A 13,499-nucleotide genomic window follows, 5' to 3' on the forward strand; every position below is an offset into this window, starting at 1 on the left:
CTGTATCCCTCCTTGAAGAAAGATGATAAGAAGCCTGTCTTATCATCTTTCCCGAATCTCTTTTTGTTAATGCCTGTTCAGCAACTGAAAATGCCTTAAACTCCGATACTGCACTGCTTAATTCTTCAGTTTTCCGGATTCATACCCCTCATAGGCGTCCTTCCACAAAGGCAGGTCCCCCAGCTGTGGATACTGTGACGGATTGAACACCGGATCAATTCCCTGCTTCTGCTGCGACTCGAAATCCCGGAGCAGCAGCGCCGCCTTAGGCACCAGGAAGAGCAGGCAGAACACGTTCCCCCAGATCAGCATTCCGCAGCCGACATCGCCCAGAGACCAGATCGTGCTCCCGCTTACCACTGTTCCGATAAACACGAATAACATTACAATCAGACGAATACTTACAACATAGCCTGACGGCATCTTTCCGGATTTGTGGAAGAAAAATGTCAGCGCCGTCTCACAGTTATAGAACATGTTCATGATCGTCGTGAACGCGAAGAACATCAGAGCGATCGCGACAAACTGCGCGCCGATCGGCACCAGAGAGTCTACCGCCGCCTGCGTCCAGACCGCACCGGCCTCCGTATCCAGATTGTGCACCAGGAAACCGCCCGTCGGCGCGATGACGTTGTACGCGCCTGTGGAGATCAGCATCAGGCCGGTCGCCGTGCAGACGAACAGCGTGTCAATGTACACGGAGAAGCACTGCACCAGACCCTGCTTGGCAGGATGCGACACCTCTGCCGCCGCCGCGGACTGCGTAGCCGTCGCCATACCGGCTTCGTTGGAATAGACGCCTCTTCTGACGCCCCAAAGAACTGCGGCTCCCATCATTCCGCCGCCGATCGGGCCAGCGCCGAACGCGCTCTGGAAAATCGTCGCGAAGGTTTCCGGAATATTATTCGCATTCGCAAAGAGGATAATCAGCGCGATCAGAACGTAAGCAATCGCCATGAACGGGACGACGATATTCGCCACCGATGCGATTCTCTTAGCTCCGCCGAAGATGATCAGCGCCAGGAACACGATCAGTACAACGCCGGTGACCCATGTCGGAACGCTGAAAGCGTTTTCCGTCGCGGCTGCGATCTCGTGTGACTGAATACCGAACATCGCCAGTTCCGCCACGATCATTACTACCGCGAACAGATAGCCGAGAAACTGAATTCCGGTTCCTCTGCCGAGATAATAAGCGATACCGCCGCGATACTCACCGTTGACCTCTCCTTTGTAGAGCTGCGCCATGGTGCATTCAACAAAGGATGTCGCCGCGCCGATCAGCGCCATGACCCACATCCAGAATAACGCTCCCGGACCGCCCGCGGCGATAGCGGTAGCGACGCCGGCAATATTTCCGGTGCCCACACGACCCGCGATAGCCAGACAAAAAGCCTGGAACGAGGACATTCCACGCTCTGATGATTTCCCGTTAAACAGCAGATGCAGCTGTGTCGGGATTTTCCGGACCTGCACGAACCGCAGCCGGAAAGTAAAATAAAGACCTGCACACACGACCAGAACGAGCATCGGCGTACTCCACAGATACCCGTTGATCCATGAGATAACGTTAGCAAACATACGAACCTCCTTTTTTAGAGATAATAGCAATTCTCTCCATCAACAATGAATCCCATATGGTTAACGATTCATTCTGCATAAAGAGCAAATAGTATGCCAAACAATTAACAAAGTCACAGGTCTATCATTTTTGATCAATAAACTGTTGAAATTTCACGAGTCTCAGGCATTGATCCAAAGATCGGCAACGGATTTTCTGCAGCCGTGGCCTCCGGCGCAAGCGTACACTTCAGCCATTTTCTCCATTTAACCGCCATTTAGAAGCCGGCCGAATGCTCCTCACAGTACCGGATTCCCTTCTCCGTGATGCGGCTGCCGCCCCTTCCTTTGTTCACGGCAACCATGCCGCGCTCCTCAAGCTCCTTCAGGATTCTGCGGATCTGGGCCTCCGTCAGAAACTGTCCTTTGTTCTCCGCCTCCAGTGCGATTCCTTTCCGTCCGAGATTCAGATGCTCCCGAAACGCCCGGTAGAGCAGCCGGAGAATAAAGTCCTCCGGTGCGGCCTCTCCGTCCGGCTCCTTCAGCTCCGGCTCATAGGGATAATCGTCCGCCTCGATGACCGGTTTGCCGAGGCATCGAAAAAAATCCAGACAGTTGTACAGCTGGCGCACATTTCCGTCCCAGTGAAGCCGGGTGAACATCTGCTTCAGTTCTCCGGAGAGAGTATAGTGATATCCCTCCGCTCTGATCCGGTGCTCCGCAAGCTGGAGCACGTCATCGCCCCGGCTGCGCAGCGGCGGGAGGCGGAGCTGAAGCGCCGACAGCCGGTAATAGAGATCCTTCCGGAATTCTCCGCGGCGTACCAGCTCCTGCAGATCCACATTGCTGCAGGCGATGACGCGGACATCCACCGGCAGCAGACGGTTCCCGCCCAGACGCATGATCTCGTGCTCCTGAAGCGCCCGCAGAATACTGCACTGCATATGGGAGCTCATGACCTCAATCTCGTCCAGGAACAGCGTTCCTCCGTTGGCCAGCTCAAACAGTCCGACCCTGCCGTTTTTCCGTGCTCCCGTGAATGAGCCTTCCTCATATCCGAAGAGTTCGCTTTCCATCAGGCTCTCCGGCAGCGAGGAACAGTTTACGGCGACAAAAGGATACCGGTTTCGCGCCGAAGCATTGTGGATCGAGCTGGCGAAAAGCTCCTTCCCGGTTCCGGTCTCTCCCGTGATCAGGATAGACGCATCGATCACCGCCATCCTCTGCGCCTGTTCGACAAGAGTTTTCATCCGATCGCCGACGATGTCCTCAAAGTGATATTTGGCCCGATGCCCGAGGTTCATGATCTGCCGGAATCCGACATCGTCGTTCCGGTTTACATGAATCAGAATCAGAGTGCCCCGGTACGCTCCATCCTTCATCAGCGGATGAAAATGGAAATCCAGCCGCGACTTGCCTCTGCTGATTTCACGGTGCATCGGGATCGCTCCCGTATCCTTGAAATCCTTCAGTCCGCCGAAAATTTCCTCGCTGAAGTCCCAGGCGGCTTTCCCGATGACGTCGTCGGCGACCACCTTCAGCGCCTCCGCCGCTTTCTGGTTGAAGCTGATGATCTTGCCGAATTCGTTGACTGTGATCACGCCATCGTCCAGAATGCCGCTCAGCGCTTCAATGCCCTGACGGACCTCCAGACTGGTGTCGATCAGATCATTGTCCCGCTGATTGCGGTACGGAAACTGCTTCACATAGTCTTTGTAATTCGACCAGTTTCGCACAAATTCCATGTTCAGTCCTTCAATAATCTCGTCGATCACATGCGGCGCCAGACTGCGCGCTCCGATGTCCACAAGCGGATAACGGGCTTTCAGTTCCTCCGGAATAATCTGCGGTTCTCCGGGGGTCAGCAGAACGTCTGCATCGCTGTACCAGGAGCGGGAAGGTAAAAAGGGTATCCACTCAATATTGTCCATGCCGATCTGCAGAAGCCGGGACAGTCCCTCGTTGGTGAACCCCTCCGACGCGCTGGCATAGATGGCCCGGGTCCCCGGGGAAACTCCTTCAGCGTCTTCAGACTGCGGTAATCGAAATCCAGCCGGATGTCCACTACCGGAACCCCCATGGGCAACTCCAGCGGGAAATCAACTTCTTTCAGAAGATAATTGTTATGTAGCAGAAAAAGGTCAACATCGCTGACCTTTTCCTTACTGTAATCATCAAACGACAAAATATCGATGGTAACACTGTTGCCGAAAATGCTGTACAGGTCTTTCCGATAATCCTGAGCCGTTCTTATGTTGAGCATGATCAGGCATATTTTTTTCATGCCTCTTACTCCTTCCGCTCACTGCGCGAGTCGACAGTTCCCGCTTACTGCGTTTTGTTCTCCGCACACATTGTACTTTGTTCCCCACGCTCACAGCGCCTGCTTCTCTGCGCTCTCCGCCGCACCCTACCGAACCAGATATCCTCCGTCCACAGGAATGACAGCGCCGTTAATGTAGTCGGAGGCGCGGGACGCGAGAAACACCACCGCGCCCTTCATGTCTTCCCCGGTGCCCCAGCGGCCCGCCGGGATCCGGTCTGTAATCGCCCGGAACCGCGGATTCTCCGGATCGGTCAGGGCGGAATTCATCTCCGTGTCCATATAACCCGGCGCCAGCGCATTGACATTGATCCCGTCCGCCGCCAGTTCATTGCAGAACGCCTTGGTGACCTGCGCAATCCCGCCTTTGGAGGCCGCGTAGGCCGCTACGGTATACCCGCCGAAAAAGCTGAGCATCGAAGCGATATTAATGATTTTGCCGTAAGGCTGCGGTTTCCTCAGAAATTCCCGGGCCGCCAGCCGGCTCAGGTGGAACGGAGCCGTCAGATTCACCTCCAGCACATCGTTCCACTCCGTATCGGGAAACTCCGTCACCGGATGCCGCCGCTGAATCCCGGCGCAGTTGACCAGAATATCAAGACCGCCCAGAAACTCCACGGCTTCAGCAAACGCCTTCTCGCGCTGTCCCTCATCCGACAGATCCGTCCGGATGCCGCCGCACCGGAACCCGTCCCGACGGAAATCCTCCGCCACAGTCTTCACTTTTTCACTCGTTCCGAAAATCACAACATGGCAGCCCGCTTCCATCAGGCCCTCCGCCATATGCTTTCCAAGACCTCTGGTGCCGCCGGTGACAATAGCTCTGCATCCCGTCAGATCGAAAAGACTAACGCGCGCCGTTTTCTGTTCTTCATTCATATCTGTTCCCTTTCCGGTGTTTTCTGATTTACTACTCCGTTTTTTTCATGATAACTTTACCGGCAGACTTCCGGATGCCCATCTTCTGTGCCTCTTCATTCGTCCGCCTCTTTGTCTGTTTTCTTTATCAGCGGATTCTCGTTTTGTGTTTTCCCTTTAAATAATATTTTGTGAAAAGAGTCCACACTTACTGTCGTGGTTTCTTCTTTGAGAATCTTATTACTCTCTCCCTTTGTCAGAGTAAAAATCACTTTCGTCTTTCCCTGTTTTCCAGCTTTGAACACGAATACAAAAGTTCCGTTCGCATAGTAATCTCTTTCCGGCTTTACGACTGATTCGTCTTCCACCTTACATTTCCACAGATATCCTTCATTCTTATCGGCTTCCTTTTCAATCTGATATTGATCGTCCGGATAACCGAAATGCAGACATACCGCCAAAATAGCAACGATAAAGATAACTGTCAGGACAGCCTGCTTCATTCTGGCCGCATTTGCCGTTTCCTCCAGAAATTTTCTTCTATCCTCCGTACTTTCCTTTTGTTTCGTATCCATAACAAAGCTCCTATAGCAAGCTTCCCCTGAAGCTTATCTTCCGGGGAAGCCCTGAAGGGGTACTCTTTCGGTTTCTGTCCGACAAAATCTGCCGGCAGCGGTTATTTGACAAGTCCGGGCAGGAACATCGCAATCTGCGGCACATAGGTCGTCAGCAGAAGTACGATAATACACGCTCCAAAGAACGGAACCATTCTGGGTATTACCGCGCCGATGTCTTCTCTTCCAACCCTGCATCCGACAAACAGATTTGCGGCAAACGGAGGTGTAATCATTCCGATTTCCAGATTCAACAGCATAATTCCAGCGAAATGAATCGGGTCTACTCCATAAGAGGTCGCAACCGGAATAAGGATCGGACCGAGCAGAAGGATGCTGCTGTTTGTCTCCATAAACATTCCCACAAGAATCAGAAGGATATTCAGAATCAGCAGGAATACCGCCTTATTATCCGTCAACGACAGCATTGCATTCGTCAATATCTCCGGAATTCTCGTGTACGTAATCATTTTTCCCGCAACAGCGGCAAATACGTTCAGCATCGCGATCGTCGCTGCCGTCACGGCAGAATCTGTTGTGATTGCTCTGATCCCCTTCTCGGGGAATTTTTTCTTGAACACCGGCAAAACAATCCAGCCGATAATAAGTCCGTATGCAACTGCAACAGCACCTGCTTCAGTCGGCGTGAAGATACCGCCGTAAATTCCGACAAAAATGATAATCGGCATCATCAGTCCGATCAGCGAGCTCCATGTGCTCTTTCCGATATTAACAATATATTCCCCAAAGTGGAAGGGTTCTTTCACTTTTTCCTCTGTTCTGCCGACGACCCACCAGTTAATCGCTATATAGGACAGTCCCAGAAGGAGTCCCGGACCTACTGTGCAAAGCCAGACTTTCATAATATTCTGTGCCGCCATCATAGCATACAGAATTCCGGGGATGCTAGGCGGGATCAGAATGCCGAGGAATCCGCATACACTGATTAATGCCGTTCCGTATTTGTGATCATAACCTTCTCTGTCGAGTTCCGGAAGCATCATTCCTCCGATACCGGAAATTGTGGCAATGGAGGAACCTGTAATAGCTCCGAACAGCATGCAGGTCACAATCGTTACCGCACCCGCGGCACCGCGGACACGTCCGACAATGGATTTGGCGAACACCATGATAGCGTGGGAAATTCCGGTCGCCGCCATGATGTCTCCCGCATAGATGAATGCAGGAATCGCCAGCCACGTAAATTTATCCAGAGCCTGTGCCGAAGCCTGTGCGGTGATATTCACATTGATGCCGGCATAAGCCATTGTAACAACAGCACCGATTCCCATGGCAAACGGAATAGGAACACGGAATATAAGTCCCATTACGAGGAATACTCCCAGAAAAATTGCTAAATAAATCATTAGTGAGCCGCCTCCTTTCCATCTGCTGCTACCTCCGCAAGATCTGCGTCTTCAACCGGTTTCATTGTCTCCTTGTTAATAAACATCTCAATCATATTGAGGAAGTAATGAATTACGATCAATGCACCGGATATCACACATGCGACATATACGAGATACTGCGGGAACTGTATTGCCGGGGTAAGTGTATTCAAATTTTTAACTGTGATAGTATAATTCGTCAATATTACTGTGAGCCATCCCCAGAATGCAATGCATATTACACTCATAATAACATCGCATATTATCAGGATCATATTGGTTTTTTTCTCATCATGATGGGTAATCCCATTAACAATTGCCGGCAGGATATTGATAGAAATATGGGATCTTTCCCTCGTCGCAATCGCCGCTCCGGTAAAGCTTACTGCTACATACAGCATGCGGCATATCTCCTCGGACCAGGCGAGAGGCATATTCAGCACATATCTGCACAAAACCTGTATCACCAGCAGGATCAACATCGCCAGGAAAAGCACCCAGGTAACTTCTTTTTCAATGGAAAAAAGAATATCGTTAATCATTGTTACCGGATTCTTTTTTTTCTTCATGCATAACTCCTTTCGTAACATATGCCGTTTAATTCAGCATACTTCATCTTGCCATGTTCATGTTACATATGCGGAGGCCATGCCTGGCAGCATGGCCTCCGTGGCAAATTTGTCGCTACAAATATTTTGAATTTCACTCGGTTCTTTGAACTGTTATTTAAGACCGGCGTCCTCCAGAATTCTGTTAACGGCATCCTGGTTAAAGTTCTTCGTTACGGATTTGGTCTGCCATGTCTTTTCAGCTGCGGCACGCATCTGCTTATCGAGGGTGTCTGTATTTTCGATAACCTGGCATCCATCTTCCTTCATCGTTTTTTCAAAACCTTTATAGTCTGAGGCAACCTTCTCCTTAACCTCGTCAAGATAGTCATCCACGCATTCGGACAGAATCTTCTGCTGATCCTCACTCAGGCTATCCCATACTTTCTGGGAGATATAGACCACCGCCGGAGCATAGGCGTGATTCGTCTTTGTCCAATACTTCTGGAAAGACTGCAGGTCGTTCGGTACGGAAATCTGCGGTCCGTTATCCTGTCCGTCAACGGTCTTCTGCTGAAGCGCAGATGCCAGATCTGTAAACGGAATGGAAGTCGGCGTTGCACCGAGATTCTTAAAGAAAGTCAGATACATCGGAGATTCCGGTACTCTGATCTTCATGCCTTTGATATCATCCTTTGACTTGATCGGGTGTTTGGAATTGCTCAACCATCTGAAGTCATTTGAAGTATAGCCCAGAACCTTGATGTCATATTTCGCGGCTTCTTTGGTCATTTCCTTGCCCATCCATCCGTCTTCATCGAATACATATTTCTCGACGTCATCCATGGTGTGCAGTACATAAGGCATATTGATCCAGCCCATCTCTGTGACGTATGCGTCCAGTCCGACAGTGGAACCGATACACATCGCCAGATCTCCGCTGGCACACGTTTCAGCCTGTTCTTTGTCCGTCCCGTGTACGCCGCCGGCATCGATTACAAGTTCAATTTTTCCATCTGATTTCTCATCCAAATCTTTCTTCAAATCCTTGGCTGCTCTGTTCCAAGCATTTGATGTGGACAGAGTGTTTGCAAAGTGGAGAGTCACTTTGTCACTGGAACCGGATGATGATCCGCTCCCTCCGCATGCGGTAAATGCAGCGGCAACTGCAATTGCCAGCAGCACAACCGTGATTTTTTTCAACTTCATATTAGTCCTCCTTCAAACATTCATACATAAATCCGTAAATAGTGTAGCGACCGGATCCATTTCCAATATGTACAATACTATATAGTAGCAGTTTTCGTGCCAATTTCTGAAGTCGCAATTTTACTGCTTTTCTGCCTTCACGCCTTTTTTTCGTCTGATTTTTCATGCAATCACGCATATTTTGATGCAAAAAAGCATATTTCGTGTTCCGCTCTTTCCCCCAAGACGTCTTGGCTTACAATGTAACGCCGTCCTTTAACGCTCCCATTTGGAAATACCCATTGCGTTCGTTTTTTGTCAGAGCCCCGTTGATACAATCCAGAACTGCGTCATAGAGTTCTCTGTTGAGTGCCTGTTTTTTCTCTTTGTCTGCTCCCAGAAACCGTCCGGCATCAAAGTCAATCCAGGTCGGTTTGCGTCTGGCCAGTTCACTGTTCGAAGACAGGCGGAAGGTCGGACCTGCGAAGCCGCACGGTGTCCCTCGCCCTGTTGTGAAGATTGTCAGTACTGCTCCCGCAGCAATCTGACCGCTCACGCCTGCAAGGTCATTTCCGGGCCCGCTTACTAAAACGTATCCCTGAGTGTCAACCCGCTCACCGTAGTCATAAACGCCCATGACCGCGCAATGTCCGCCTTTCTGAATGCAGCCGAGAGATTTTTCTTCCAAAGTGGTCAGTCCGCCGGCTTTGTTTCCCTGTGTCGGATTATCTGCCGCTTTTTCCCCGTAGCGGGCGAAGTACGCATTGTAATCACGAATCATTTTCACTATCCTGTTGAACGTTTCTTCGTCTTTGGCGCGATTCATCAGGATATGCTCGGCTCCCATCATCTCGGGGACTTCCGTCATATTAACGGTCGCTCCTTTGCTGACCAGATTATCACACAGCGTTCCCAGCATCGTGTTTGCAGTGATCCCGGAATACCCGTCTGACCCGCCGCAGTTGACCGCAACGTGTAAACTGCTGATCGGAAGCGGCTCTCGATGGTCCTTTTCCAGATTCTCCACAAGTTCTCCTATTTTATCCAGACCTTCTGCAAGCTCATCCTCGCTTTCCTGAAGCGTGATAACCCGGATACGATTCCGATCCACGCCTTCAAGATATTTTTCCAGTTTTGACGGAATTGCCATTTCACATCCGAGACTCACGAAAAGCACCCCGCCGAAATTCGCGGATCGTGCTACATTAGCAATAATACGTTCTGTCGTGACCAGATCCGTTCCGGTCTGGCTGCAGCCGAATTCCTGCTCCAGTGCCACAAAGCCGTCAAAATGATCATTCGTCGAATACTTCTGAGCTGCTGCGGCGGCAAGTTTCGACAACGGGCCGTTCGCGCAGAACACTGTGGAAATCAGCGCAATATAATTCCGAATCCCGCAGCTTCCGTCATCTCGTTTATATCCCATGTATGTCAGGCTCGACGTTCCCGGATAGACAGCTTCTTCTGCGGGTTCATAGCAATATTCCTTGTCGCTGCCGAGAGTCGTGACTTCATTGTGACTGTGAACCCATTCCCCTTTCCTGATTGCTCGGGATGCAGTTCCGATAATGTTATCGTATTTCCGAATCGACTCCCCCTCTTCAAAATCTTTCAGCGCAAATTTATGCGCCTTAGGGATATCATCGAGTATTTCAATTTCTTCACCGTCTACAGAAACAACATCGCCTCTTTTCAGCTCATCTGCGGCCAGCGCGACTGTATCTGCGGGGTACAGTTTCATTGCTTTCATAATGTTTCTCCTATGCTTCCGTCAATCAGTCGGAATACGCCCCATACACAGCAGATGCGGCATGTTCACTAAACTTTCTGAAAATTCCGGTTCTGCTTGTGATATCTTTGGGCGCAAAATCTTTACTTCTTTCTTTCAGGATTTCCGCAATCCTCTCCGGCGTTTCTTTTTTCCCGTTTATGCCAATGATGTTCAGAGTCCTGTCCGGGATATTCACTTCGATAATATCACCATCCTGAACAAAGGCAATCGAGCCGCCTGCCTGTGCCTCCGGCGACACATGACCGATGCAGGGGCCTCTGGTCGCTCCTGAAAACCTGCCGTCGGTAATCAGAACAGTGGAATCCTTCAGTTTGCTGTCGTTCATAATCGCTTCTGTCGTCATGAACATTTCCGGCATACCTGATCCGCGGGGTCCTTCATAACGAATAATAAGCACCGATCCCGGATCAATCGTCTGATCTACCACAGCCTGATTGCAAGCCTCCTCACTGTCAAACACGCGGGCAGATCCCACATGGTATCGCATTTTTTCTGAAACGGCAGAGTATTTTACCACCGCTCCTTCCGGGGCAATATTCCCTCTCAGCACCGCCACAGAGCCGAAGGCCGCACAAGAATCACGAGGGAACATCACTTCATCCTGCGAAACGCCATAGTTCGCTAAATAGCCAAGGCCTCTTTCATAGAACCCGCTTCTGCGAAGCATCTCAAGGTTCTCTCCCAAGGGTTTTCCTGTCACTGTCATGACATCCAGATCCAGCATGTCAGACAGCATTTCCTGCACTTTCGGAACGCCTCCGGCAAACCAGAACAGTTCTGAGGGATACTTTCCGCTCGGAGCAATATTACAGATATGAGGCACCTTTCTGTTAATTTCATCAAATTCACTGATATCCAGAGGAGTGCCGAGGGCGTGCGCCAGGGCCGGCAGATGAAGGAACGCATTTGTTGAACCTCCGATTGCCGCGTGGATCACAATTGCATTCCGAATCGCAGCTTTTGTCATAATATCAGCAGCTGTAATCCCTTTACGCTGAAGCGACATCACCATATGTCCGGCAGCCCGGGCAGTTCTGCGAATATCATTCATTGTCGCGGGAGAAAGCGCGGAGCCCGGAGGTGCAAGTCCCAGAGTCTCTGCCATGCACTGCATTGTGCTGGCCGTTCCCATGAACTGACAGGCCCCGCAGGAGGGACATCCTGTCCTGATATATTGCCCGACTTCAAACTCATCCATTGTCCCCTGACGTCTTCCGAGTGCCACTGCACCGCCACGTCCCGCATCGGTCAGATATGGGCCCGGCCGCATGGAACCTCCCGGTACAAAAACCGTCGGCAGATTCAGCCTTGCCGCGGCAATCAGATGTGCCGGGATTGATTTGTCACAAGACGAGACAAGAACAAGACCATCCCAAGGGTGCACACTGCCATGGATCTGAACCATATCAGCAATCGCTTCTCTCTGTGCGAGGACATAGTTCATACCATCGTGTCCCTGCGCACATCCATCACAAATATCCGTAACATGATAAGATGCCGGCCGACCTCCGGAAGAGACAATTCCGTCTCTGATCTGTACAGCCAGCTGATTCAGATGGATACTTCCGGGATGAGACTCACCAAATACGTCCTCCACAAGAATATACGGTTTATTTACATCTTCTTCATCCCATCCCATGCCAAGCCGCAGAGCATCGCTCTGCGGCCATATCCACCGGACCCATGATGCGTTCTGACCTTCTGTTTTTTTATCAAACTTTTTCGTCATACTATCACGTCCTTATTTTCATTCAATCCCTGCGATATCCTTCGCAAGCTGTTTCTTACCCTGGATATTTCCCTGACGGGCGATCATGATGCGCTGCGCCTGCGGGGAGCCCGCACCGTGCATGGATTCGGTGCGGTAGCCGACGGCGGCCGCGCCGAGGCAGATGTTCTCCAGGAAGCGCATGACGCGCATGCGGTCCTCGGTAGAGCAGATTCCGTTCCCGACAAAGAATTTGTTGCAGAAGTCACCAATCGTCTCGCCGTTTCTGCCCACCGGAAGATCCGACCGGAAGTCCTTCTGAGAAGGCATAGTAACCATGATGCCTCCGGCGATGTCCTCTGCCAGGCGAACAATCTCATAGGGGAAACGTGTAACGTTCTGTTTACATACATTCGCCAGCAGCAGGTCGATCATGTAGCCGCCGGACGCCGTAGGATGGCCCTCGGAGGAACATGCGATACCGCAGGAGTAAAGAGTCTCGTTCAGATGTGTCATCTCAATGAGCTTGTCCTTCACCGCCGATGCCTTTTCGCACCCGTTATATTCAGCAGCCAGAGCCGCCGCGCCGATCACCACGTCGCCGACGCCGACCTTGCAGCCGCCGTAGCTCTGCCGGTGATAGCCTGCGAAACGCTCTACCAGCATTCCGGCGAAATCATATTCACCGCACATGAAGATATATTCATTCGGGATGAACACATCGTCGAAGACGACAAGGGCTTCCTGACCCCCGAATTTTTTGTTGCCCAGATCCATATCGGCGCCCTCTTCCAGTTTTCTGGTGTCACAGGACTGACGACCGTAGATCATGAACATCCCATCCGCGTCGCTGGGACAGGCGAAGGACACTGCGTAATCTTTGTCGTCCGGTCCCATTGAAATGGTCGGCATGACAATATGCCAGTGGGAATTGACGGAGCCGGTCTGGTGGCACTTGGCGCCGCGGACGACAATGCCGTCCTCACGCCGCTCTTTGATTCTCAGATAGAGATCTTTGTCCTCCTGCTCGTGGGGAGCCTTCCCGCGGTTCCCCTTGGGGTCGGTCATCGCTCCGTCCACAACCAGATCGTTTTCCTGAATATATTCCAGGAAACGTTTCAGATTCCCGTGGTAATCCGTTCCGTATTTCTGATCGATCTCATAGGTTGTGGAGTACTCCGCGTTAATCGCGTCCATTCCCACGCACCGCTGGAAGCAGCTGGCGGTTTTCTGACCCAGCAGCCGCTGCATCTTCACCTTCTTCTTCAGATCCTCTGTGCTCTGATGAATATGCGCGAACCGATTGATCTTATGTCCGGTCAGATGAGACTCCGCCGTCATCAGATCCTCGTACTGCGGATCGTTCGCCAGCTCATAGGTCATGGCGACGCAGTTGATGGACGGGCGGATCATCGGATGGTCCACCCAGTTCTCAATCTGCTCGCCGAACATATATACTCTCGTTTTCATACTGCGCAGACTTTCAATATATTCTGCGCCCGTCTTCAATGCCATATCAG

At 51.2% G+C, this 13,499-nt stretch carries 11 protein-coding genes; all 11 read right to left on the minus strand.

Features of this window, described 5'->3' with window-relative positions; genetic code table 11:
- Positions 1–117 precede the first annotated feature (117 nt).
- Positions 118–1,581 (minus strand): alanine/glycine:cation symporter family protein, encoded by a 1,464-nt coding sequence (locus BHK98_RS07775; protein ID WP_075713096.1) that lies wholly within the window; start codon positions 1,579–1,581, stop codon positions 118–120.
- A gap of 257 nt (positions 1,582–1,838) precedes the next feature.
- Complete coding sequence (locus BHK98_RS07780) at positions 1,839–3,491, minus strand: sigma-54 interaction domain-containing protein (RefSeq protein ID WP_075713098.1); 1,653 nt, start codon at positions 3,489–3,491, stop codon at positions 1,839–1,841.
- Entirely contained in the window at positions 3,422–3,844 is a 423-nt protein-coding gene (locus BHK98_RS07785; protein ID WP_075713100.1) for a hypothetical protein, read from the minus strand. Before BHK98_RS07785 ends, BHK98_RS07780 begins: the two co-directional genes overlap by 70 nt.
- Before the next feature lie 126 nt (positions 3,845–3,970).
- The gene (locus BHK98_RS07790; RefSeq protein WP_075713102.1) at positions 3,971–4,762 is read right to left on the minus strand and encodes an SDR family oxidoreductase; all 792 of its coding nucleotides are present in this window, start codon (positions 4,760–4,762) and stop codon (positions 3,971–3,973) included.
- Between the two features lie 95 nt (positions 4,763–4,857).
- Complete coding sequence (locus tag BHK98_RS07795) at positions 4,858–5,316, minus strand: protease inhibitor I42 family protein (RefSeq protein WP_075713104.1); 459 nt, start codon at positions 5,314–5,316, stop codon at positions 4,858–4,860.
- Between the two features lie 101 nt (positions 5,317–5,417).
- A complete protein-coding gene (locus tag BHK98_RS07800) occupies positions 5,418–6,722 on the minus strand; it encodes a TRAP transporter large permease (protein WP_075713106.1) in 1,305 nt (434 codons plus the stop codon).
- Positions 6,722–7,312 carry a TRAP transporter small permease gene (locus BHK98_RS07805; protein ID WP_075713108.1) on the minus strand — a complete coding sequence of 197 codons (591 nt, stop codon included), beginning with the start codon at positions 7,310–7,312 and terminating at the stop codon, positions 6,722–6,724. The genes BHK98_RS07800 and BHK98_RS07805 overlap by 1 nt, the downstream gene beginning before the upstream one ends.
- A 153-nt stretch (positions 7,313–7,465) precedes the next feature.
- Positions 7,466–8,500 (minus strand): TRAP transporter substrate-binding protein, encoded by a 1,035-nt coding sequence (locus BHK98_RS07810; RefSeq protein ID WP_075713110.1) that lies wholly within the window; start codon positions 8,498–8,500, stop codon positions 7,466–7,468.
- Positions 8,501–8,735: 235 nt separating this feature from the next.
- Positions 8,736–10,229 (minus strand): UxaA family hydrolase, encoded by a 1,494-nt coding sequence (locus BHK98_RS07815; RefSeq protein WP_075713112.1) that lies wholly within the window; start codon positions 10,227–10,229, stop codon positions 8,736–8,738.
- A gap of 25 nt (positions 10,230–10,254) precedes the next feature.
- Positions 10,255–12,000, minus strand: coding sequence for a dihydroxy-acid dehydratase (gene ilvD, locus BHK98_RS07820; protein ID WP_075713114.1), 1,746 nt, complete (start codon positions 11,998–12,000; stop codon positions 10,255–10,257).
- A gap of 18 nt (positions 12,001–12,018) precedes the next feature.
- A complete protein-coding gene (locus BHK98_RS07825) occupies positions 12,019–13,494 on the minus strand; it encodes a 4-hydroxyphenylacetate 3-hydroxylase family protein (RefSeq protein ID WP_075713116.1) in 1,476 nt (491 codons plus the stop codon).
- Between the last annotated feature and the right edge of the window lie 5 nt (positions 13,495–13,499).

The organism is Hornefia porci, assembly GCF_001940235.1.
Lineage (GTDB): Bacteria > Bacillota > Clostridia > Peptostreptococcales > Anaerovoracaceae > Aminicella > Aminicella porci.

What these genes read in the sequence shown, in the direction of transcription:
- BHK98_RS07810 (WP_075713110.1), bottom strand. Translation starts at nt 8,500, where the DNA reads ATGAAGTTGAAAAAAATCACGGTTGTGCTGCTGGCAATTGCAGTTGCC.
- BHK98_RS07790 (WP_075713102.1), bottom strand. Translation starts at nt 4,762, where the DNA reads ATGAATGAAGAACAGAAAACGGCGCGCGTTAGTCTTTTCGATCTGACG.
- BHK98_RS07780 (WP_075713098.1), bottom strand. Translation starts at nt 3,491, where the DNA reads ATGGACAATATTGAGTGGATACCCTTTTTACCTTCCCGCTCCTGGTAC.
- BHK98_RS07795 (WP_075713104.1), bottom strand. Translation starts at nt 5,316, where the DNA reads ATGGATACGAAACAAAAGGAAAGTACGGAGGATAGAAGAAAATTTCTG.
- ilvD (WP_075713114.1), bottom strand. Translation starts at nt 12,000, where the DNA reads ATGACGAAAAAGTTTGATAAAAAAACAGAAGGTCAGAACGCATCATGG.
- BHK98_RS07800 (WP_075713106.1), bottom strand. Translation starts at nt 6,722, where the DNA reads ATGATTTATTTAGCAATTTTTCTGGGAGTATTCCTCGTAATGGGACTT.
- BHK98_RS07775 (WP_075713096.1), bottom strand. Translation starts at nt 1,581, where the DNA reads ATGTTTGCTAACGTTATCTCATGGATCAACGGGTATCTGTGGAGTACG.
- BHK98_RS07815 (WP_075713112.1), bottom strand. Translation starts at nt 10,229, where the DNA reads ATGAAAGCAATGAAACTGTACCCCGCAGATACAGTCGCGCTGGCCGCA.
- BHK98_RS07805 (WP_075713108.1), bottom strand. Translation starts at nt 7,312, where the DNA reads ATGAAGAAAAAAAAGAATCCGGTAACAATGATTAACGATATTCTTTTT.
- BHK98_RS07825 (WP_075713116.1), bottom strand. Translation starts at nt 13,494, where the DNA reads ATGGCATTGAAGACGGGCGCAGAATATATTGAAAGTCTGCGCAGTATG.
- BHK98_RS07785 (WP_075713100.1), bottom strand. Translation starts at nt 3,844, where the DNA reads ATGAAAAAAATATGCCTGATCATGCTCAACATAAGAACGGCTCAGGAT.